Source organism: Escherichia sp. WS338 (genome assembly GCF_046486405.1).
Taxonomy (GTDB): domain Bacteria; phylum Pseudomonadota; class Gammaproteobacteria; order Enterobacterales; family Enterobacteriaceae; genus Escherichia; species Escherichia coli.
The window spans coordinates 1-22,780 of the sequence record NZ_JBJQLL010000046.1 but is presented as its reverse complement, the minus strand read 5'-3'; the positions used below and the strand labels follow the sequence as shown (position 1 = coordinate 22,780).

At 50.1% G+C, this 22,780-nt stretch carries 18 protein-coding genes and 2 pseudogenes; 9 read left to right on the top strand and 11 right to left on the bottom strand.

What is annotated here, in order from left to right; translation table 11 throughout:
- The 3 genes and pseudogenes from ACJHWT_RS22865 to ACJHWT_RS22855 all read left to right on the top strand — a co-directional run.
- Window positions 1–317 (top strand): annotated as a pseudogene (locus ACJHWT_RS22865) (RHS repeat-associated core domain-containing protein); the annotation flags it as partial.
- 15 nt (window positions 318–332) lie between these two features.
- Window positions 333–656: a hypothetical protein gene (locus ACJHWT_RS22860; RefSeq protein ID WP_224485604.1), complete on the top strand. Its 324-nt coding sequence runs from the start codon at window positions 333–335 to the stop codon at window positions 654–656.
- On the top strand, window positions 649–951 hold the full coding sequence (locus tag ACJHWT_RS22855) for a hypothetical protein (RefSeq protein WP_000228044.1): 303 nt from the start codon (window positions 649–651) through the stop codon (window positions 949–951). The genes ACJHWT_RS22860 and ACJHWT_RS22855 overlap by 8 nt, the downstream gene beginning before the upstream one ends.
- A gap of 50 nt (window positions 952–1,001) precedes the next feature.
- Here ACJHWT_RS22855 and ACJHWT_RS22850 read toward each other — a convergent pair whose 3' ends face one another.
- A complete protein-coding gene (locus ACJHWT_RS22850) occupies window positions 1,002–1,331 on the bottom strand; it encodes a SymE family type I addiction module toxin (RefSeq protein ID WP_000807556.1) in 330 nt (109 codons plus the stop codon).
- Window positions 1,332–1,571: 240 nt separating this feature from the next.
- On the opposite strand from ACJHWT_RS22850, the pseudogene ACJHWT_RS22845 reads away from it, so the two are divergent.
- Window positions 1,572–2,122: pseudogene (locus ACJHWT_RS22845) on the top strand (ISAs1 family transposase); the annotation flags it as partial.
- Window positions 2,123–2,196: 74 nt separating this feature from the next.
- On the opposite strand, the gene ACJHWT_RS22840 reads toward ACJHWT_RS22845, so the two are convergent.
- On the bottom strand, window positions 2,197–3,246 hold the full coding sequence (locus tag ACJHWT_RS22840; RefSeq protein ID WP_000236739.1) for a diguanylate cyclase: 1,050 nt from the start codon (window positions 3,244–3,246) through the stop codon (window positions 2,197–2,199).
- Between the two features lie 94 nt (window positions 3,247–3,340).
- Window positions 3,341–5,317, bottom strand: coding sequence for an alkyl/aryl-sulfatase (locus ACJHWT_RS22835; RefSeq protein ID WP_001176572.1), 1,977 nt, complete (start codon window positions 5,315–5,317; stop codon window positions 3,341–3,343).
- 305 nt (window positions 5,318–5,622) lie between these two features.
- Between ACJHWT_RS22835 and pptA the strand changes: the two genes are divergently transcribed.
- Complete coding sequence (gene pptA, locus ACJHWT_RS22830; RefSeq protein ID WP_001120148.1) at window positions 5,623–5,850, top strand: tautomerase PptA; 228 nt, start codon at window positions 5,623–5,625, stop codon at window positions 5,848–5,850.
- 3 nt (window positions 5,851–5,853) lie between these two features.
- On the opposite strand, the gene ACJHWT_RS22825 is transcribed toward pptA, so the two are convergent.
- Entirely contained in the window at window positions 5,854–6,423 is a 570-nt protein-coding gene (locus tag ACJHWT_RS22825; RefSeq protein ID WP_000077282.1) for a flavin reductase family protein, read from the bottom strand.
- A gap of 174 nt (window positions 6,424–6,597) precedes the next feature.
- Here ACJHWT_RS22825 and nhoA point away from each other — a divergent pair, with 174 nt between their 5' ends.
- Window positions 6,598–7,443 carry an N-hydroxyarylamine O-acetyltransferase gene (gene nhoA / locus ACJHWT_RS22820; RefSeq protein ID WP_000187912.1) on the top strand — a complete coding sequence of 282 codons (846 nt, stop codon included), beginning with the start codon at window positions 6,598–6,600 and terminating at the stop codon, window positions 7,441–7,443.
- Window positions 7,444–7,538: 95 nt separating this feature from the next.
- Here the strand turns inward: nhoA and ACJHWT_RS22815 are convergent, their stop codons facing one another.
- The 7 genes from ACJHWT_RS22815 to yddG form a co-directional block, all read right to left on the bottom strand.
- The gene (locus ACJHWT_RS22815; RefSeq protein WP_000804409.1) at window positions 7,539–8,432 is read right to left on the bottom strand and encodes a PhzF family isomerase; all 894 of its coding nucleotides are present in this window, start codon (window positions 8,430–8,432) and stop codon (window positions 7,539–7,541) included.
- A 79-nt stretch (window positions 8,433–8,511) separates the two neighbouring features.
- Window positions 8,512–9,192, bottom strand: a complete 681-nt coding sequence (gene narI / locus ACJHWT_RS22810) for a respiratory nitrate reductase subunit gamma (protein ID WP_000617136.1) — start codon at window positions 9,190–9,192, stop codon at window positions 8,512–8,514.
- Entirely contained in the window at window positions 9,189–9,884 is a 696-nt protein-coding gene (gene narW / locus ACJHWT_RS22805) for a nitrate reductase molybdenum cofactor assembly chaperone (protein WP_001166342.1), read from the bottom strand. Before narW ends, narI begins: the two co-directional genes overlap by 4 nt.
- The gene (gene narH / locus ACJHWT_RS22800; RefSeq protein ID WP_000702541.1) at window positions 9,884–11,428 is read right to left on the bottom strand and encodes a nitrate reductase subunit beta; all 1,545 of its coding nucleotides are present in this window, start codon (window positions 11,426–11,428) and stop codon (window positions 9,884–9,886) included. Before narH ends, narW begins: the two co-directional genes overlap by 1 nt.
- The gene (narZ, locus tag ACJHWT_RS22795) at window positions 11,425–15,165 is read right to left on the bottom strand and encodes a nitrate reductase Z subunit alpha (protein ID WP_001695729.1); all 3,741 of its coding nucleotides are present in this window, start codon (window positions 15,163–15,165) and stop codon (window positions 11,425–11,427) included. Before narZ ends, narH begins: the two co-directional genes overlap by 4 nt.
- A gap of 94 nt (window positions 15,166–15,259) precedes the next feature.
- Complete coding sequence (narU, locus tag ACJHWT_RS22790; protein ID WP_001207907.1) at window positions 15,260–16,648, bottom strand: nitrate/nitrite transporter NarU; 1,389 nt, start codon at window positions 16,646–16,648, stop codon at window positions 15,260–15,262.
- Between the two features lie 272 nt (window positions 16,649–16,920).
- Window positions 16,921–17,802: an aromatic amino acid efflux DMT transporter YddG gene (gene yddG, locus ACJHWT_RS22785; protein ID WP_000198214.1), complete on the bottom strand. Its 882-nt coding sequence runs from the start codon at window positions 17,800–17,802 to the stop codon at window positions 16,921–16,923.
- A 231-nt stretch (window positions 17,803–18,033) separates the two neighbouring features.
- Here yddG and fdnG point away from each other — a divergent pair, with 231 nt between their 5' ends.
- The 3 genes from fdnG to fdnI are packed head-to-tail and all read left to right on the top strand — an operon-like array spanning window position 18,034 to window position 22,624.
- On the top strand, window positions 18,034–21,081 hold the full coding sequence (gene fdnG, locus ACJHWT_RS22780) for a formate dehydrogenase-N subunit alpha (protein WP_015912497.1): 3,048 nt from the start codon (window positions 18,034–18,036) through the stop codon (window positions 21,079–21,081).
- A 12-nt stretch (window positions 21,082–21,093) separates the two neighbouring features.
- Window positions 21,094–21,978: a formate dehydrogenase N subunit beta gene (gene fdnH, locus ACJHWT_RS22775; RefSeq protein ID WP_001240582.1), complete on the top strand. Its 885-nt coding sequence runs from the start codon at window positions 21,094–21,096 to the stop codon at window positions 21,976–21,978.
- Window positions 21,971–22,624, top strand: a complete 654-nt coding sequence (fdnI, locus tag ACJHWT_RS22770) for a formate dehydrogenase-N subunit gamma (protein WP_000045646.1) — start codon at window positions 21,971–21,973, stop codon at window positions 22,622–22,624. Before fdnH ends, fdnI begins: the two co-directional genes overlap by 8 nt.
- The last annotated feature ends 156 nt before the right edge of the window (window positions 22,625–22,780 follow it).

Sequence of the window (22,780 nt, the reverse complement as noted above, 5' to 3'; positions counted from 1 at the left end):
CACACGGATGTGAACGGCGCGCCGGAAGAGATGACGGACAGTGACGGGAAAATCGTGTGGGAGACGGGGTATCAGGTCTGGGGTAACACGATACAGGAGAAGGACCACGGCGGGGTGGCGCAGAACCTGCGCTACCAGGGACAGTACCTCGACAGGGAAACGGGACTGCATTACAATCTGCACAGGTACTATGATCCGGATGTCGGGCGGTTCATGGTAACGGATCCGATAGGGTTAGCGGGGGGGGAATAAACCTCTACCAATACGCGCCGAATCCGCTCTCTTGGATCGATCCGCTGGGACTGACTGCATGTTCCAAAAACGCGAAATCTTTGCGAGAGGGGCCTCAAGGAACCGTTGTCACAGTTAAATCAAAACAGGAAGCCCATGATTTATTGATGGAGGCCTTTCCTGATGCTCAAAAAGTAAGAGGGATCGGTTCGCAGGATGCCGCCGGTATTAGAAAAAAACATAAGATGGAACAATTTAAGAAAAGAGATGGTACTGTCCGTTATAGGAAAGGTTACCCTATTGATTCTAATACTGGTCGTGTATATGGTCATGATGACCATAAAGGCACAGGGCATGGTTCTTTGCCTCATATAAATATTAAACGTTCTGATGGGACAATGGTGAGGATAGATATAGATGGTTGATTTGTCTATTGAAAAATTAATTGTTGCTATAGAGAATGGTAAGGTTAGAGGTTTTGATGAGATAAAGGAAATAAATGGTGAAAGTTATTTTTTCCAATATGCCATTAAAAAACAGGATGAAAAATACAATACCTATTTTTTCAAAATACCAGAAAATAAAATGGAAGTGTTCGAAGATTATGCAACTGAAGAAATTAGTGCGTTTTCCAATATAGAAGATGCTTTTAATTACTTTAAATTACAAGGTATTGATATTACAAAATTTTCTCCTATTAGAGGATTATTACCTTTTTAGATGATAAAGAAAGCCGGGAAGATTTTAAATCTCCCCGGCTTTTTTATTATTTAATTCTCGTTCAGCACACTAAACATCCCGTTCCGCATCCCCTTAACCACCTGTTTAACCTGATAAAGTTCCTCCCGCAGTTCCTGCACCTCGTCACTGTCAGCGATGATGGTCAGGCACCCCTCCGAAATCTTCACCGTGACACCCCGTCCGGTATCAAATCCGGCCTCTTTCAGCCAGTCGCCCTTAAGGTTCAGGCTGGGGTGTCGTGAGTAGTACGTGGTCATGTAGGTTTTGCTGTTTATGTGGCGGGCTCTGACATAGCCGACTTTATAGCGGCGCTGTGTTTTGGAAATGGCGACTTCTGGCGTAATATCGTGTTCAGCCATGATTAACTACCTCTGTTAGTTGCTTGTGGTGAGCAGATTGTCAGTGTTGGTAGCACTGGCAATCTGCGTTAAAAATCAGTGTATTACTCTCTTTTCCATGGAAAGATCACGTAACGCTGCTTTTTTGTACTAAATAATTCGCATTTTATGTTTAAAAATTGAGATATTCCTCATTATCTAAAGCTGTTTTTTATTGCTTATACATGATCAAATACTCCTTACATAATTAAGGAGAACAAAATGGAACTTAAAAAATTGATGGAACATATTTCTATTATCCCCGATTACAGACAAGCCTGGAAAGTGGAACATAAATTATCGGATATTCTACTGTTGACTATTTGTGCCGTTATTTCGGGTGCAGAAGGCTGGGAAGATATAGAGGATTTTGGGGAAACACATCTCGATTTTTTGAAGCAATATGGTGATTTTGATAATGGTATTCCTGTTCACGATACCATTGCCAGAGTTGTATCCTGTATCAGTCCTGCAAAATTTCATGAGTGCTTTATTAACTGGATGCTTGACTGCCATTCTTCAGATGATAAAGACGTCATTGCAATTGATGGAAAAACGCTCCGGTACTCTTATGACAAGAGTCGTCGCAAGGGAGCGATTCACGTTATTAGTGTGTTCTCAATAATGCACAGTCAGATTCCTTGGAAGATCAAGACGAATGAAAAAACCAATGAGATTACAGCTGTTTCTGAATTTCTTAACATAATGGGTATTAAAGGAAAAATAATTGCACCGATCCAATGTGATACCAGAAAGACATCGCTAAGAAGATAGCTATAGACAATTATTACCCTCCGTCAGCCCTTGTTAAGCGAGGAGAGACGTAATCTGTCCAGTCCCCTAATGCTTATAAAGCCCATCGATTTCGCCCACTTTCTTTCGCCCGGTATAACGCAGCGTCGGCATCTGAAATAATTTGTTCAGCCGTTTTTGCGGGAGCAGAACAGGTAATCCCCTGACTAACCGTAACGAATGCATTAACAGCAGATGCCTGATGTGGGATAGCTGCCAGTTTAAGTTCTTGCTTCACTCTGGCTGCTACCGTCTCTGCTTCCGGCAATGTTGCATTAAAAAGTATGATGGCAAACTCTTCGCCACCATAACGGACAACAACATCCTCCGACTGGCGAGTTGAACGCTGTAGAGCGTCGGCAACTTGTATTAGACAACGATCCCCAGCAGGATGCCCGTAAGTGTCGTTGTAACGTTTAAAAAAATCGACATCCAGCATAATAAGAGCAAATGACCCGCCGTTATCTATCGCGTCGTGTAAGATACTGTTCATTGCACGTCGGTTTGCTATCCCAGTTAAAGGATCACGATGTGCTAATGCATCAAGGCGATTAATTAACTGGTTGTTATAACTGTTTTGTACCCATGCTTCTTCAAACCAACGTAACAAAATGAGTCGCCCACCATATAGCGCCAGTGAAAAAATACACCATACAACAGCAAAATGAATATTGATCTGTTGATTAAGCATAAGACTCGCTATTGGAGTGGTGAACCATAAGGGAATGACAAATGCGAGCAATGATGGGGTATGGAAATAAAGTGCGACAACGCCACTAAGCATTAATAATACACATAGTGGATAAGCAAACTGCAGCGTCCAGTACGCAATAAAGTGATAACTACACCATGACCATAGCAGGCTCAGGGCAACTAATAGCACCTGGATAGGTAATGTTTTTTGCCGAGGGATGAGTAGTAAACCACTGCAAATTAGCAGAATACCCGTTGCAGATATATCAATAGAATGTATAAGGCTTTTTTCATTTAACCAGGGTGGAGTAAGGTCATTAAACAGAACACGGCGCAGCAAAATTATCAATGCAAAACTGACATTGATAAAAGCAAACCATGGCAAACTAATCGTCATGCCGCGAATAACCATATCGCGGCGGGTTTTCCATGAGTGATGCGTTTTTCTTCGTTCAGCCATTTTTTAACCAAAAAAGGGCAGGATACCTGCCCGGTATGCAGTAAATTTATGGTGTCACTATATTGAACCAAAATTCAAAATTATCCATATAACCTAACAGCTCGTTGAGTTTTTCCGCATTGCCAGTAATTTTGACATCTCCTTTGGCCGTGGCTTCTTTCAGCGTCTCTTCTTTCAGTACAATTTTGTTCAATACATCACGAGACAGAGTGATAGTGGCATCAGCATCCGAAGCCTCTACACCAGCTGTATGATTGAGAACACCATTTTCAAGCTCCACTTTATAGGTGCCGCCATCTTCACCAAAATCGAAATTCAACACGGTTTTGGCATCTGCCGCTTTCTCACCATTAATATGGACGGCAAGATAATCAAAGAACATCTCCGGCGTCATCGCACGCACGGTGTCTGGGCTGGCAGTATTTGGTGTTGGTAATTTTTGTACACCATTACGCAATTCCTGTGCGCCAGTGAGATAGAAATTACGCCACGGCCCAGATTCAGCCTGATAGCCTAACTGCTCAAGCGCATCAGCTTCCAGATCTCTCGCTGCCTGGTTGTTTGGATCGGCAAACACCACCTTACTAACAACTTGGGCAACCCAGCGGAAATTACCCTGGTCATAATCCTGTTTGGCTTTCTGTAAAATGGCATCAGCACCGCCCATATACTCGACGAATTTTTTTGCGCCTTCTTCTGGCGGCAGTTCATCAAGCGTCGCGGGGTTACCATCAAACCAGCCGAGATAAAGCACGTAAGTTGCTTTCACGTCATGACTTACCGAACCGTAATAGCCGCGATTCGCCCAGGTGTTAGCCAGTGAAGAGGGAAGTTTAAAGTTTGCGGCAATTTCATCACGGGTCATCCCTTGATTTGCCATGCGCAGAGTTTGATCATTGATGTAACGATACAAATCACGCTGGCTTTTAAGCAGTTTGACCACGTTATCGTTGCCCCAGGTTGGCCAGTGATGTTGAGCGAGAATAATCTCGGCTTTATCACCCCACAAATTGAGAGCTTCATTAATATATTTTGACCACGGCAGCGGTTGGCGAATTTTAGCCCCACGCAGCGAATAGGTGTTATGAAGGGTGTGCGTGACATCTTCAGCGGTTTCGATCAGTTTCTTTTCTTCAATAAACCACAGCATTTCAGAAGGCGCTTCAGAACCTGGCGCCATCAGGAAATCATAAGTCAACCCGTCAATAGTTTCTATTTGTCCGGTTTTGGTGATGTAGTTAGTAGGAGCAATCAACGTGACTGTTCCTGCTGAAGTAGTCGTTCCCAGTCCAGCCCCCACCTGGCCTTTAACATCAGGTTTCAATAAGTTGCCATACATATAACTGGCTCGTCGGCTCATAACATTGCCAGCCATGATGTTTTCGGAAACGGCTTCCTCCAAAAATCCGGCTGGCGCATAGATTTTAACTTTGCCTGATTTAACGTCAGCTTCATCAATTACGCCACGAACACCACCGTAGTGATCGACATGACTGTGTGTATAGATAACCGCCACTACCGGTTTTTTGCCGCGATTTTTGTAATAGAGATCCATACCCACTTTGGCTGTTTCTGCTGAAACAAGGGGATCAACGACGGTAATACCCTCTTTGCCTTCAATGATGGTCATATTTGATAGATCGAGATTGCGAATCTGATAGACACCTTCAGTTACTTCGAATAACCCGCTGATATTTATCAGTTGCGCCTGACGCCATAAACTCGGATTCACCGTATCAGGGGCTTTATCGCCTTCTTTGATAAAAGCGTAATGTTGTGGATCCCAGATAACATTCCCTTGTTCGCCCTTAATCACGTCTTGAGGGATAGGGGCAATAAAACCTTTATGGGCATCAGTAAAGTCAGTGTTATCGGCAAACGGCAACTGGTTGTAGAGTAAATTGTTTGCTTGTTGTGTGGCTGCGGTGGCGTCTTTAGGAGCTTCCGCCGCGAGGAGAGGTAAAGAACTGGTGGTGAATAATCCCGTTATTAGCAGACTTTTAACGATATGATTAAGCTGCATCTTAAGCGTCTCCAGAATGGATTTTTATTGGGGGTAATTACGGATGAAAATTTTTAGTGAGGGCAAGAATAACTATAATGGGCGTTAACAAATTGGCAAGCCGGGAACTTGATGTTTTCTTAATGGCATGTTGGCGAAGAATATATTCTGCAAGTTAACGTTTTCATTGGCGCTTTATTTAAAAGTGTGTAGTACAAATATGTACAATTTCAAGTAGGCATTATTGCCGTAAAAACGCATTACCGGACACACGACATTCACAACGTGTGTTAATTTTACTGACATCTTTCAAAAGGAGCACAATCATGCCGCACATAGACATTAAATGTTTTCCGCGTGAACTGGACGAACAACAAAAAGCAGCACTTGCTGCAGATATTACCGACGTTATTATTCGCCATCTGAACAGTAAAGATAGCTCGATAAGCATTTCTCTACAGCAGATTCAACCAGAATCTTGGCAAGCTATCTGGGATGCCGAAATCGAGCCCCAAATGGAGGCTTTGATAAAGAAACCCGGTTACAGCATGTAATGCTTAACCTGCCGTAACACGCTTGCCGCTGGTAACAAACGTGCCAGCGCCTAAATGATGCAACGTATTGAGCTTATCATCATCAAACTGCCAGCGGCCTTCGACAAATACCCGTGCGTCTGCCGCTGCTGATACCACTTCGCCAAACAGCGTGTCGTATTTCTCTTGCGCGGAAGTCGCTGGTAGCAATCGGCACTCCATCCACGCCAGACATTTCTCTTCAACAAGTGGCAAACCAAGCACCGGACCTTTCACCACCGGAATGCCATAGCAATAAAATTTATCCTCTTCACGCCCAGATACACTTCCCACTGCCCACGTCCAGTTAGTCGCTGCAACGCCTGGGATAACGATGCCAAATTTACCGTTACGCTCAATCAACTCCCTGGTCCATGTCGACTTATCTACCACAATCGCCACGCGTGGAGGTTCAAACTCCACCGGCATTGACCAGGCTGCAGCCATAATGTTACGCCGCTGGGATTGCTCATCGAAACTGGTGATCAAGACAGTTGGGCCATGATTTAACAGACGGCTGGCATGGTGTAATTCGACGGGAATGAATTGGCTCACGATATCGCCTCGCTATGAAGGGTGTTTTAAAAGCGTAGCTCGTAACGCAATAAGTAACGAAATTAACGGGATTGGCGATTTGCGAACGTGATGCATGTCCGCGATCGCACAAAATAGCCGGTGCGGCGTCTATTCCAGGTTATAAGTTGAGAAAACCACTAAGGGAAACGCCTGATGACGCCCATTCTGAATCATTATTTTGCCCGTATTAACTGGTCGGGAGCTGCTGCGGTCAATATTGATACGCTGCGTGCATTGCACCTGAAACACAATTGCACTATTCCGTTTGAAAACCTCGACGTTTTGCTGCCGAGGGAAATACAGCTTGATGATCAATCGCTGGAAGAGAAACTGGTGACAGCCCATCGTGGCGGTTACTGTTTTGAGCAGAATGGCGTGTTTGAGCGGGTGTTACGCGAGCTGGGGTTTAACGTTCGCAGCTTGTTAGGGCGCGTAGTGTTATCAAATCCGCCAGCATTACCGCCGCGCACCCATCGTTTGTTGTTGGTGGAACTGGAAGGGGAAAAATGGATTGCTGATGTCGGTTTCGGTGGACAGACGCTAACCGCGCCGATTCGTTTAGTTCCCGATCTCGTGCAGATCACGCCACACGGAGAGTATCGGTTGTTACAGGAGGGTGATGATTGGGTGTTGCAGTTTAATCATCATCAGCACTGGCAGTCGATGTACCGTTTTGATCTCTGCGAGCAGCAACAAAACGATTATGTGATGGGCAATTTCTGGTCGGCGCACTGGCCGCAGTCGCATTTTCGCCATCATTTGCTGATGTGTCGCCATTTGCCGGACGGTGGCAAGCTAACGCTGACCAATTTTCATTTTACCCATTATGAAAATGGGCACGCAGTTGAGCAGCGAAATCTACCAGATGTGGCGTCGTTATATGCCGTGATGCAGGAACAGTTTGGTCTGGGCGTAGATGATGCGAAACATGGCTTTACTGTGGATGAGTTAGCGCTGGTGATGGCGGCGTTTGATACGCACCCGGAGGCGGGAAAATAATTTATGTCAGGTTGCCGGATGTGGCGTAAACGCCTTATCCGGCCTACATTAGTCCGGTTGTAGGCCTGATAAGCGAAGCGCATCAGGCAACGGCATCAAAAATCAATGGCCCATTCAGCATGGAATAGAATCACCGCCGTGCCGGAAATGGTAACTTTCTCCGGTTGGTTATCTCGAATTGTCACCGTCACATCAATTACACCATCACGCCCCAATGCGCGCCCCTGATGGCCTTTAACACGCAACACGTTGCCATCGTGGGATAATACGTTGTGATGTACCAACCATGCACCCATCGGGCCATTGGCATTGCCGGTCACCGGATCTTCCACAATACCAATCGCAGGCGAGAACATACGACCGTCGGTTTCGTTTTTGTCTGGGCGGATCTGGAACGGGAAGAAACCATTGCAGCCAATCTGTTTGCTGATAGCGGTCAGCGCATTAAGGTCAGGCGAAAGGGCGTCGATATCCACTTCCGGTTTCAGTGGGATCATCACTTTTGAGTGTCCTGTGGTTGCCACCTGAATTGGTAAGCCTGGCAGAATATCGTCTTCAGTGAGATGAAGCGCGTTGATAATCGCCGCACATGTTTCACCTTCCAGCGGTGGCTCAAAGCCCGGCGTACCTTGTTCCAGCGAAATACGATAATCATCGTTATGCTTTTCGATAGTCACGCGGTGTTTTCCTGCCAGCGATGTTTGCCAGACCGTGCAATTTCCTAAACCTAACACCTTTGCACGTACATAGTGCGCAGCTACTGTCGCGTGACCACAAATCGGAACTTCAACCGTTGGCGTAAAGTAGCGGATGCGCACATCGCTGTCGTCGCTGTGCAGCAGAAAAGCAGTTTCCGAATGACCTAACTCGCGGGCGATAAGCTGCATTTGCGCTTCACTGAGATTATCGGCGGGGAAAACAACACCGGCAGAATTGCCGCGAAACGGTTGAGAGGTAAAAGCATCGACGTGGTAAACCTGCGGTTTCATTAATGTTCTCCTGTGGCTGGAGAACTATCATAGCCTGCAAGTGGCCGGAGAGCGAAGGGCTGTCCGGCCCGCGTGAGAATTAACGCCGCGAACGCACAATCTGATACCGACGAGTAAAGTACTCAAACGGCGCGCTCCAGACATGCACCAGTCGGGTGAACGGGAAGAGCAGGAAGATGGTCATTCCAAGCACCAGATGAACGCGGAATATAAAGGCGACACCATCAAGATGCGTAGATGCACCGCCCTGGAAAGTGACAATGCTTTGCGCCCAGCCCACCAGCTTCATCATTTCACTGCCGTCCGGATGTTGTGCTGAAAAAGGAATGGTGGTTAACCCAAGAATGCACTGAATTAACAAAATGGCGAGGATCAGGATATCCGCACCAGAAGACGTCGCCCTGATACGCGGATTTGTTAAACGACGCACCAGTAGCCCCGCACCGCCAATCAGCGTCAATACCCCGCATATTCCGCCGAGGATCATCGCCATCTGCTGTTTTACCGCCACCGGCAGAAACCACGCGTACATCCAGTGCGGCGTTAACATGCCGAACAGATGACCGAAGAAGATCCCCAGAATGCCGATATGGAACAAGTTCGACCATAGCACCATCCCGCGTTTATCCAGCATCTGGCTGGAGGCGGCACGCCAGGTATACTGCCCGTAATCGTAGCGCAGCCAGCTTCCAAGGATAAAAACCGTGCCACACAAGTACGGGTAGATATCGTAAAAAAAGACGTTCAGATACTGAATCATTTCCCACCTCCCGCACTGATGTCGACATACTGCGGCGCGACATCCTGGCTAAAGCGTCGCTGATATTGATTAAGCGGCGAGCTGTCACACGCCGTGGCGTTATCTTCAATAAACTTCACCTGTTCTTCTTCCCACACCGCATCCAGCGCCTGGCGGGTGTCGTCACGCTCTTCACTGCGAATCTGTTTTGTGACACTGTCACTTGATAGAGGGCTTCCTGCCAGTTGCAACAGGGCGTCAAATAACGCGTACCACGGTGCCTCGCGTTGTTTTAAGCGTCCGCCAAGCAGGGCGAGGATCGGCGCAACGTTGAGTAATCCTTCTTTCGCCTGATCGTCCGGAAGTATGCTTAAATACTCCAGATACAGCGGTAGATAATCGGGCAGTTCCCTACAATTCAGTTGCAGACCGACCTTTTCATACTCCGCCAGCAGGTCCACCATTGCCTGGCCGCGATCGCGGGACTCGGCATGAACATGTTCAAACAGCAGCAGCGACGTGGTGCGCCCGCGGTCAAACACTTCACACCATTCGGCCTGTTTATCCAGCAGCGGCGCGTTGAGCAGGTCGAGTGCAAAATCGGTGAGCATCGGTGCGTCGCGGCGGATCAACGCCAGCGCGTCCTCCTTACATTCCCACAACAGCTCGTCCGGATACTCCATCAACAGGCCGATCACTTTGAGGATCTGCATTATTCGCCCTCCGCTTTGTCGCGCACTTCGGTGATGTTGATGGCATCGATACGGCTACTGTTGAACAGGTTGAATTTGCTGTCCGAGCCGTGGCAACCGTCGCCAAAGGTAAAACCGCAGCCATTGCGTTCTGCGAAGGCATCGCCCGCCATTTCCCGATGACTGGTTGGAATGACAAAACGGTCTTCATAGTTGGCAATGGCGAGGTAGCGATACATCTCTTCGACCTGGGCGACGCTCAGGCCTACTTCGTCAATGGCGCGGGTATCGGTAACGCCTTCCACGGTTTGTGAACGCATATAGTGGCGCATCGCCATCATCCGTTTCAGCGCCCGCAGTACCGGACCGGTATCGCCAGCACTCAACATATTGGCGAGATATTGCACCGGAATACGCAGGCTTTCGATGGCGGGCAGCACGCCTTCGCTTTTCGGCAAACCGCCCGCATCAGCGTAAGACTGAATCGGTGACAGCGGAGGAACGTACCAGACCATCGGCAGGGTGCGGTATTCAGGGTGCAGCGGTAACGCCAGTTTCCAGTCCATCGCCATTTTGTAGACTGGCGAACGCTGGGCAGCTTCAATCACGTTTTGTGGAATACCTTGTTTCAGGGCTTCTTCGATCACTGAGGGATCGTGCGGATCGAGGAACACTTCGCACTGGCGTTCATAGAGGTCAACTTCGCGCTCGGTGCTCGCCGCTTCCTCGATGCGGTCGGCGTCGTAAAGCAGCACGCCCAGATACCGGATGCGACCCACGCAGGTTTCTGAGCACACGGTGGGTTGGCCTGACTCAATTCGTGGGTAACAGAAGATACATTTTTCTGACTTGCCGCTTTTCCAGTTGAAGTAGATTTTTTTGTACGGACAACCGCTAATGCACAAACGCCAGCCACGGCATTTATCCTGATCGATCAGCACAATGCCGTCTTCTTCGCGTTTGTAGATAGCGCCGCTTGGGCAGGTCGCCACGCAACTGGGATTGAGGCAGTGTTCGCACAGGCGCGGCAGGTACATCATGAAGGTGTTTTCAAACTGCCCGTACATCTCCTTTTGCATGGCCTCGAAGTTGCGGTCACGGGCGCGTTTTTCGAATTCGCCGCCCAACAATTCTTCCCAGTTTGGCCCCCAGATCACTTTGTCCATCCGTTTGCCGTCAATCAGTGAACGCGGGCGAGCAGTAGGGATATGTTTGCCTTCCGGTGCGTTATGCAAATGTTCGTAGTCGAAGGTGAAAGGTTCGTAGTAATCATCAATCTGCGGCACCACCGGGTTGGCGAAGATTTTGGTTATTACGCCCATCTTGCTGCCCAGACGCGGGCGGATCTTGCCATTCACATCACGCACCCAGCCGCCTTGCCACTCTTCCTGATCTTCCCAGTTTTTCGGATAACCAATGCCCGGTTTGGTTTCGACGTTGTTAAACCATGCGTACTCCATGCCTTCGCGTCCGGTCCAGACGTTTTTACAGGTCACCGAACAGGTATGGCAGCCGATACATTTATCGAGGTTAAGCACCATGCCGACTTGCGAACGTATTTTCATTTTTTCGCCTCCTGTACCTGATCGCGACCTTCATCATCCAGCCAGTTAACGTTCTTCATCTTGCGGATCATGATGAATTCGTCACGGTTCGAGCCGACGGTGCCGTAGTAATTAAAGCCCCAGGCCAGCTGCGCGTAACCGCCAATCATATGCGTTGGTTTCGGACAAACGCGGGTGACCGAGTTATGAATGCCGCCGCGCATGCCAGTTACTTCCGAACCAGGAATATTCATAATGCGTTCCTGGGCGTGATACATCATGGTCATACCCGGCGGTACACGTTGGCTGACCACCGCGCGGGCCGTCAGCGCGCCGTTGGCGTTAAACACTTCCACCCAGTCGTTATCGACAATGGTCAGTTCACGGGCATCGGTTTCGCTAATCCAGACAATTGGTCCACCGCGAGAGAGCGTCAGCATTAGCAGGTTTTCACTGTAGGTTGAGTGAATGCCCCATTTCTGGTGCGGCGTCAGGAAGTTAAGTGCTTTTTCCGGGAAGCCGTTTGGCGGTATCTGGCGCATTTCACTGACGCTACGGGTGTCAATAGGCGGGCGATAAGCCACCAGGCTTTCACCAAAAGCACGCATCCACGGATGATCCTGATAGAGCTGCTGGCGTCCCGACAGCGTGCGCCACGGAATTAACTCATGAACGTTGGTGTATCCCGCGTTATAGGAGACGTGATCGCTTTCCAGACCAGACCATGTGGGGCTGGAGATAATTTTACGTGGCTGCGCCTGAATATCGCGAAAGCGAATCTTCTCGTCCTCTTTGTGCAGCGCCAGATGGGTATGTTCGCGTCCGGTGATCTCGCCCAGCGCCTGCCACGCTTTGACTGCAACATGACCATTGGTTTCCGGTGCAAGAGCCAGAATCACTTCTGATGCGTCAATGGCGGTGTCAATCAGCGGACGCCCCTGTGCCGGGCCTTCACGCTTGGTGTAGTTGAGTTTGCCGAGGAAATCGATTTCATCCTGGGTATTCCACGAAATCCCTTTACCGCCGTTGCCAAGTTTGTCCATCAATGGCCCGAGCGAGGTAAAGCGTTCATAGGTAGCAGGGTAGTCGCGTTCCACCGCCACAATATTGGGCGCGGTTTTACCTGGAATCAGATCGCATTCGCCTTTGCGCCAGTCGAGCACTTCACACGGCTGTGAGAGTTCTGCCGGAGAGTCATGCAGCAGTGGTTGTAATACCACGTCGGTTTCTTTGCCAAGATGGCCCACGCACACTTGCGAAAAGGCTTTGGCAATACCTTTGTAGATTTCCCAGTCGCTGCGTGATTCCCACGCCGGATCGACCGCCGCAGATAGGGGATGAATAAACGGATGCATATCCGAGGTGTTCATATCGTCTTTTTCGTACCAGGTGGCGGTGGGCAGAACGATATCGGAGAACAGGCAGGTACTGGACATACGGAAGTCGAGCGTCACCAGCAGGTCGAGCTTGCCTTCAATCGCCGCAGTTTGCCACTCGACTTCTTCTGGTTTGATCCCGTCGCTGGCACCGAGTTCCTGACCCTGAATCCCACTTTCGGTTCCCAGCAGATACTTCTGCATATACTCGTGGCCTTTGCCGGAGGAGCCAAGCAGGTTAGAACGCCAGACAAACAAATTACGCGGATGATTGCTGCCGCTATCTGGTTGTTCGCAGGCCATGCGTAAATCGCCCGATTTCAGCGCCTGGGCGGTAAATTCTGTGGGGGATAATCCGGCCTTGTCGGCTTCAGCTTTAATCCCGAGCGGGTTACACCCCAGCTGCGGCGCAGAAGGTAGCCAGCCCATACGTTCGGCACGAACGTTGAAATCAATCAGATGACCGCTGTACTTACTGGCATCGGCGAGCGGTGAAAGTAACTCCTGAGCAGAGACTTTTTCATAGCGCCATTGACTGGAATGATTGTAGAAAAACGAGGTGCTGTTCATCTGGCGCGGTGGGCGGTTCCAGTCGAGCGCAAAGGCCAGCGGCAACCAGCCAGTTTGTGGGCGCAGTTTTTCCTGACCGACATAGTGTGCCCATCCGCCACCGCTTTGCCCGACACAACCGCAGAAGATCAGCATATTGATCATTCCCCGGTAGTTCATGTCCATGTGGTACCAGTGGTTAACACCTGCGCCGAGGATAATCATCGAGCGCCCATGCGTTTTATGGGCAGTATCGGCAAATTCACGAGCGATGGTTTCAATATACTGGCGCGGCACACCGGTAATTTGCTCACCCCAGGCTGGGGTGTACGGTTTGATTTCAGCGTAATCTTTCGCGCTGTTTTCATCTTCCAGCCCGCGATCGAGGCCGTAATTCGCCAGTACCAAATCATAAACGCTGACCACCGGACAGGTGTTGCCATCGGCTAATGTCAGGTTTTTAACGGGCAATTGGCGCACCAGGACCGGATTGTGTTTTACGCTGCGAAAATGCGGATTTTCAATGCCGCCAAAGTAGGGGAAGGCCACGCCTGCAACGGCATCATGTTGACCGAGCAGAGTTAACGACAATTCGGTTTCCGTACCGGCGGCAATGGATTCCAGATTCCATTTGCCTTTTTCTCCCCAGCGAAAACCAATCGAACCGTTCGGCACCACCAGTTCGCCTGCTGTATTAACTGCTACGGTTTTCCACTGCGGATTGTTGCTTTCGCCCAGTCCATCTACCAGGTCAGACGCGCGGATCATGCGCCCGGGTACGTAGCTGCCATCGTCGCGAGGTTCCAGCATTACCAGCATCGGCATGTCGCTGTAGCGGCGGCAGTAGTTGATAAAGTAGTCGCTGGGATTATCGAGATGAAACTCTTTTAAAATCACATGGCCCATTGCCATCGCCAGGGCGCTATCAGTGCCTTGTTTTGGTGCCAGCCACTGGTCGCACAATTTGGCCACTTCAGAGTAGTCAGGGGTAATTGCGATGGTTTTAGTGCCTTTGTAGCGTACTTCGGTAAAGAAATGGGCGTCCGGCGTACGTGTCTGCGGTACGTTAGACCCCCAGGCGATGATGTAACTGGAGTTATACCAGTCGGCAGATTCTGGCACGTCGGTTTGCTCACCCCAGGTCATCGGCGAGGCGGGCGGCAGGTCGCAATACCAGTCGTAGAAGCTTAAACAGGTGCCACCTAACAGCGACAGATAGCGTGTTCCGGCGGCGTAAGAAACCATCGACATCGCCGGAATCGGCGAGAACCCGGCAACGCGATCCGGGCCGTAAGTTTTGATGGTCCAGACGTTAGCGGCGGCAATCAGCTGATTTAGCTCCTGCCAGTTGGAGCGGATAAAGCCACCGCGTCCACGCACTTGTTTATAGCTCAGGCACTTTTGCGGATCGTTCATAATCGATGCCCACGCCAGTACCGGATCGCTGTGTTGCTTGAGGGCTTCGCGCCACAGTTCAATCAGTCGTTTACGAATGAGCGGGTATTTCAGGCGGTTAGCGCTGTAGAGATACCAGGAGTAACTTGCGCCACGCGGGCAGCCGCGAGGTTCATGATTTGGCAGGTCAGGGCGAGTGCGCGGGTAGTCGGTCTGTTGGATTTCCCAGGTCACCAGACCATTTTTAACGTAGATTTTCCAGCTACAGGAGCCTGTACAGTTAACACCGTGGGTGGAACGCACGATTTTGTCGAACTGCCAACGCTGGCGATAGCTGTCCTCCCAGTCGCGGTTGCTGTGCATCACCTGTCCGTGACCATCGGCAAAGGTTTCGCCCTTTTGTTTAAAGTAGCGAAAGCGATCCAAAAGTTTACTCATGACATAACTCCTGCTCCAGGAATGAATTGGGATCTGATGCCTTGTCGGATGCGACACGGTTGTAGCCTGATAAGACGTGTCAGGCATCGATCTCTTATTTTTGGCTGAACTTCCGCCGACCATAAACCAGCCAGGTCAGCAGCACACAAACGATGTAGAAGATTAAAAACACTTTCATCGCGCCCACCGGAGAGCCGGTCATATTGAGCGACATGCCAAACGCCTGCGGAATGAAAAAGCCGCCCACTGCGCCAATGGCTGAGATAAAGCCCAGAGCCGCCGCCGTTTCGGTGACGGCTTCTCTCTGAGCTTGCTCATCACTACCGCCTTTCATCTTCACCCGATAAATGGTTATCTGGCGAAAGATGACGGCGATCATCTGGAAAGTAGAACCACTTCCCAGACCTGCGGTCAGAAACAACCCCATAAATACGGCGTAAAATGCGATGAAATTACCGGAGCCTGTGCCCGGTAAGGTAAGGAACAGCAGGGCGCTGAAAATCGCCATAAAAATAAAGTTGATCAACGTCACCCGCACGCCGCCGAATTTATCGGAAATAGCACCACCAACCGACCGCGCGATGGCACCAATAAATGGGCCAAAGAACGCCAGGCGCAGAATATTCACATCAGGGAACTGAGTTTTCGCCAGCATGGCAAAACCCGCAGAAAAACCGATAAACGAACCGAAGGTGGCAAGGTAAAGCAGGCTCAGCAGCCAGAGATGCAGGCGTTGTAACACTGGCAGCTGGTCGGCAATTGAGGCGCGTGAACTGGCGATATCATTCATCCCTGACCAGGCGGCGATCGTGGCAATCGCCAGTAATGGCACCCAAATCCATGCGGCATTCGCCAGCGACATCACCGAACCGTCGGCCTGCGGTACGCCATTGACGCCGAGAAAGGCAAATACGGGGACAAAAATGACCAGCGGTGCAACCAGCTGCATCACACTTACACCTAAGTTTCCTAATCCGCCATTAATCCCAAGAGCGCTCCCTTGTTTGGCTTTTGGAAAGAAGAAACTGATATTGCCCATGCTCGAAGCAAAGTTCGCACCTGCAAAACCGCATAGCAAAGCGATAACGATAAATATCCCAAAAGGGGTATTCGGATTTTGCACGGCAATTCCGAGCCAGACGCAAGGAATAATCAGGATTGCAGTACTAAAAACCGTCCATCGGCGTCCACCGAATATAGGCACCATAAAGGAGTAGGGGACACGCAATAATGCGCCAGAAACGGAGGGTAATGCGGTTAATAAAAAGAGTTGATCGGTAGTGAAATTAAAACCGATTTTATTGAGATTAACAGTAACTGCGCTAAATAGCATCCAGACACAGAAGGCAAGAAGTAGACAACTGACTGATATCCAGAGGTTTCTTCGTGCAATGTGCTTTCCTTTATTTTCCCAGAAGGCCGGATTTTCTGGTTTCCAGTCGCGTAAAAGATAACGACTATTTTTCTCATTTTGCAGTGCCATATTGTTCCTCACATGCACACATTGGTAATGAAAAAAAGACAAAACAGGAGGTAAGGCGCAATAGCCAGTTATTAGAATTAAGGATGAATCAGGTGAAGTGCTGATTAGAAGAATAGATAAGAAAGCGTAACTGCGGGGGCAGAATGTGGATTAAACAGACAGATATGTGTTACTAAATGTAACTAAAATGACTTTCTGGTATTTGAAATTTATTTTTTAATATTGTCAGAGTTTATCTGATTAACTGCCGGGCCGTAGACCCGACAATTATTTTAGCCACGACGTGTCGCCAGCCAGCAGAGCAGGGAACCGCCGCAGACCATTAGCGCGCCTTGCCAGAACGAGAACGACAGCGGGGCGCTGAGCAGCACGGCTGCAAGCGCTGAGGAAAGGACGGGCGTAAAATACGAACCTACCGCCATTATGGTGACGTTGCCATGTAATATACCGACATTCCATGCAGCATAAGCAAATCCTAAGGTAAATGCCGCAGAGATGAGTTTAATCATGACGGGCGTGCTAAATACCATTTCTGGTTGTGGCGTAAGAAAATAGTAAACCCACAGACTTGCTCCCGTTAGCAGGACAAAAACGGTAATTCCATTAAATCCGCGTGCGTATTTATTCGTTACTGTGCAGTAGGCTGCCCAGATAAACGCCCCAATGAACGCCAGGAAATAACTCAATGGGCTGGTGGTGATATTATTGATAATTTCATCATAATGTAACCCATTGTCACCGCCTAACACCCAGCAGACGCCGACCAGGGCTAATAATAATCCTGGTACAATCAGCCAGTTGGTTTTCTGACCATTAAACAGAATGGCAAAGAGAATTGTCAGGCTGGGCCATAGATAGTTCACCATCCCCACTTCAATCGCCTGATGACGGGTCGCCGCATACCCTAAGGAAAGCGCCAGACAGATTTCATAGCTGACGAATAACAGACTCCCGGCGAGTAAATAGCCTTTCGGGATCTGCCGAATACGCGGAAATCCAACCGTGAAGATTAACAGCAGCCCGCTTAATGAATAGATAGCAGCTGCGCCGCCGACCGGGCCGAGTCCCTCACTGACACCGCGAATCAATCCTACCATCGTGCTCCACAGGACGATCGCTATTAGCCCTATGAGCGTTGCTTTTTGTCGTGTCATGCTCGCTGTTTTGTCTCTCTTGCCGTTAAAAATTAAGCTGAATTTTATAGCATTTTTTTAACTGGCCTGTCAGGCAGTGGTGCGTTTTTCTACCGCTATTGAGGTAGGTCAATTTGCGCAGGCGGATTATTTTGTGGCAAACACGTGTTCTTTTTGATTTCGCGCAAAAAGATTCAGAATTTTACTGTTAGTTTCCTCGCGCAGTAATACCCCTGAAAAAAGAGGAAAGCAATGGACGTCAGTCGCAGACAATTTTTTAAAATCTGCGCGGGCGGTATGGCGGGAACAACAGTAGCAGCATTGGGCTTTGCCCCGAAGCAAGCACTGGCTCAGGCGCGAAACTACAAATTATTACGCGCGAAAGAGATCCGTAACACCTGCACATACTGTTCCGTAGGTTGCGGGCTATTGATGTATAGCCTGGGTGATGGCGCGAAAAACGCCAGAGAAGCGATTTATCACATTGAAGGTGACCCGGATCATCCGGTAAGCCGTGGTGCGCTGTGCCCGAAAGGGGCCGGTTTGCTGGATTACGTCAACAGCGAAAACCGTCTGCGCTACCCGGAATATCGTGCGCCAGGTTCTGACAAATGGCAGCGCATTAGCTGGGAAGAAGCATTCTCCCGTATTGCGAAGCTGATGAAAGCTGACCGTGACGCTAACTTTATTGAAAAGAACGAGCAGGGCGTAACGGTAAACCGTTGGCTTTCTACCGGTATGCTGTGTGCCTCCGGTGCCAGCAACGAAACCGGGATGCTGACTCAAAAATTTGCCCGCTCCCTCGGGATGCTGGCGGTAGACAACCAGGCGCGCGTCTGACACGGACCAACGGTAGCAAGTCTTGCTCCAACATTTGGTCGCGGTGCGATGACCAACCACTGGGTGGATATCAAAAACGCTAACGTCGTAATGGTGATGGGCGGTAACGCTGCTGAAGCGCATCCCGTCGGTTTCCGCTGGGCGATGGAAGCGAAAAACAACAACGATGCAACCTTGATCGTTGTCGATCCCCGTTTTACGCGTACCGCTTCTGTGGCGGATATTTACGCACCTATTCGTTCCGGTACGGACATTACGTTCCTGTCTGGCGTTTTGCGCTACCTGATCGAAAACAACAAAATCAACGCCGAATACGTTAAGCATTACACCAACGCCAGCCTGCTGGTGCGTGATGATTTTGCTTTCGAAGACGGTCTGTTCAGCGGCTACGACGCTGAAAAACGGCAATACGATAAATCGTCCTGGAACTATCAGTTCGATGAAAACGGCTATGCGAAACGCGATGAAACACTGACTCATCCGCGCTGTGTGTGGAACCTGCTGAAAGCGCACGTTTCCCGCTACACGCCGGACGTAGTAGAAAACATCTGCGGTACGCCAAAAGCCGACTTCCTGAAAGTGTGTGAAGTGCTGGCCTCCACCAGCGCACCGGATCGCACAACCACCTTCCTGTACGCGCTGGGCTGGACGCAGCACACCGTGGGTGCGCAGAACATCCGTACTATGGCGATGATCCAGTTGCTGCTCGGTAACATGGGTATGGCCGGTGGCGGCGTGAACGCATTGCGTGGTCACTCCAACATTCAGGGCCTGACCGACTTAGGTCTGCTCTCAACCAGCCTGCCGGGTTATCTGACGCTGCCGTCAGAAAAACAGGTTGATTTGCAGTCGTATCTGGAAGCGAATACGCCGAAAGCGACGCTGGCTGATCAGGTGAACTACTGGAGCAACTATCCGAAGTTCTTCGTTAGCCTGATGAAATCTTTCTACGGCGATGCCGCGCAAAAAGAGAACAACTGGGGCTACGACTGGCTGCCGAAGTGGGACCAGACCTACGACGTCATCAAGTATTTCAACATGATGGACGAAGGCAAAGTCACCGGTTATTTCTGCCAGGGCTTTAACCCGGTTGCGTCCTTCCCGGACAAAAACAAAGTGGTGAGCTGCCTGAGCAAGCTGAAGTACATGGTGGTTATCGATCCGCTGGTGACTGAAACCTCTACCTTCTGGCAGAACCACGGCGAGTCGAACGATGTCGATCCGGCGTCCATTCAGACTGAAGTATTCCGTCTGCCTTCGACCTGCTTTGCTGAAGAAGATGGTTCTATTGCTAACTCCGGTCGCTGGTTGCAGTGGCACTGGAAAGGTCAGGACGCGCCGGGCGAAGCACGTAACGACGGCGAAATTCTGGCGGGTATCTACCATCATCTGCGCGAGCTGTACCAGGCCGAGGGTGGTAAAGGCGTAGAACCGCTGATGAAGATGAGCTGGAACTACAAGCAGCCGCACGAACCGCAATCTGACGAAGTGGCGAAAGAGAACAACGGCTATGCGCTGGAAGATCTCTATGACGCTAATGGCGTGCTGATTGCGAAGAAAGGTCAGTTGCTGAGTAGCTTTGCGCATCTGCGTGATGATGGTACAACCGCATCTTCTTGCTGGATCTACACCGGTAGCTGGACAGAGCAGGGCAACCAGATGGCTAACCGCGATAACTCCGACCCGTCCGGTCTGGGGAATACGCTGGGATGGGCCTGGGCGTGGCCGCTCAACCGTCGCGTGCTGTACAACCGTGCTTCGGCGGATATCAACGGTAAACCGTGGGATCCGAAACGGATGCTGATCCAGTGGAACGGCAGCAAGTGGACGGGTAACGATATTCCGGACTTCGGCAATGCCGCACCGGGTACGCCAACCGGGCCGTTTATCATGCAGCCGGAAGGGATGGGACGCCTGTTTGCCATCAACAAAATGGCGGAAGGTCCGTTCCCGGAACACTACGAGCCAATCGAAACGCCGCTGGGCACTAACCCGCTGCATCCGAACGTGGTGTCTAACCCGGTTGTTCGTCTGTATGAACAAGACGCGCTGCGGATGGGTAAAAAAGAGCAGTTCCCGTATGTGGGTACGACCTATCGTCTGACCGAGCACTTCCACACCTGGACCAAGCACGCATTGCTCAACGCAATTGCTCAGCCGGAACAGTTTGTGGAAATCAGCGAAACGCTGGCGGCGGCGAAAGGCATTGCCAATGGCGATCGTGTCACTGTCTCCAGCAAGCGTGGCTTTATCCGCGCGGTGGCTGTGGTAACGCGCCGTCTGAAACCGCTGAATGTAAACGGTCAGCAGGTTGAAACGGTGGGTATTCCAATCCACTGGGGCTTTGAGGGTGTCGCGCGTAAAGGTTATATCGCTAACACTCTGACGCCGAATGTCGGTGATGCAAACTCGCAAACGCCGGAATATAAAGCGTTCTTAGTCAACATCGAGAAGGCGTAAGGGGGCGAACAGATGGCTATGGAAACGCAGGACATTATCAAAAGGTCCGCAACTAACTCCATCACGCCGCCTTCTCAGGTGCGTGATTACAAAGCAGAAGTCGCGAAACTTATCGACGTTTCCACCTGTATCGGCTGTAAAGCCTGTCAGGTGGCGTGTTCAGAGTGGAACGACATCCGTGATGAAGTGGGGCACTGCGTCGGGGTTTACGATAACCCCGCCGATCTGAGCGCCAAGTCCTGGACGGTGATGCGCTTTAGCGAAACCGAACAGAACGGCAAGCTGGAGTGGCTGATCCGTAAAGACGGCTGTATGCACTGTGAAGATCCGGGCTGCCTGAAGGCGTGCCCGTCTGCTGGTGCAATCATTCAGTACGCTAACGGGATTGTCGATTTCCAGTCGGAAAACTGCATCGGCTGTGGTTACTGCATTGCCGGGTGTCCGTTTAATATTCCGCGCCTCAACAAAGAGGATAACCGGGTATATAAATGCACGCTCTGCGTCGATCGCGTCAGCGTCGGCCAGGAACCGGCTTGTGTGAAAACCTGTCCGACCGGGGCTATCCACTTCGGCACCAAGAAGGAGATGCTGGAGCTGGCGGAACAGCGCGTGGCGAAACTGAAAGCGCGTGGTTACGAACATGCTGGCGTCTACAACCCGGAAGGGGTCGGTGGTACGCACGTTATGTACGTGCTGCATCACGCCGATCAGCCGGAGCTGTATCACGGTCTGCCGAAAGATCCGAAGATCGACACCTCGGTAAGCCTGTGGAAAGGCGCGTTGAAACCGCTGGCAGCGGCTGGCTTTATTGCCACTTTTGCCGGGTTGATTTTCCACTACATCGGTATTGGCCCGAATAAGGAAGTGGACGATGACGAGGAGGATCATCATGAGTAAGTCGAAAATGATTGTGCGCACCAAATTTATTGATCGCGCCTGTCACTGGACCGTGGTGATTTGCTTCTTCCTGGTGGCGCTGTCCGGGATTTCGTTCTTCTTCCCGACGCTGCAATGGCTGACGCAAACCTTCGGTACGCCGCAGATGGGACGCATTTTGCACCCGTTCTTCGGCATTGCGATTTTCGTCGCACTGATGTTTATGTTTGTGCGTTTTGTGCATCACAACATCCCGGATAAGAAAGATATTCCGTGGCTGTTGAACATTGTCGAAGTATTGAAAGGCAATGAGCATAAAGTGGCGGATGTCGGTAAGTACAACGCCGGGCAAAAGATGATGTTCTGGTCGATCATGAGCATGATTTTCGTGCTGCTGGTGACCGGGGTGATTATCTGGCGTCCGTACTTTGCGCAGTACTTCCCGATACAGGTTGTCCGTTATAGCCTGCTGATCCATGCGGCTGCGGGTATCATCCTGATCCACGCCATCCTGATCCATATGTATATGGCATTCTGGGTGAAAGGATCGATTAAAGGGATGATCGAAGGGAAGGTGAGCCGTCGCTGGGCGAAGAAACACCATCCGCGCTGGTATCGTGAAATCGAGAAGGCAGAAGCGAAAAAAGAGAGTGAAGAAGGGATATAATCTCTTTTGAACTTTAAGCTGAAAATGGCGCTTTAAGAAGCGCCATTTTTTTGTGCACAGAAAACCCCCAGCTAGGCTGGGGGTTCCGGAAAGCTTTCAGCTTTGAGCCAGTTATTAAAACCCCTTTTGATTTGTTAAAACACCTTGCGGTCTGGC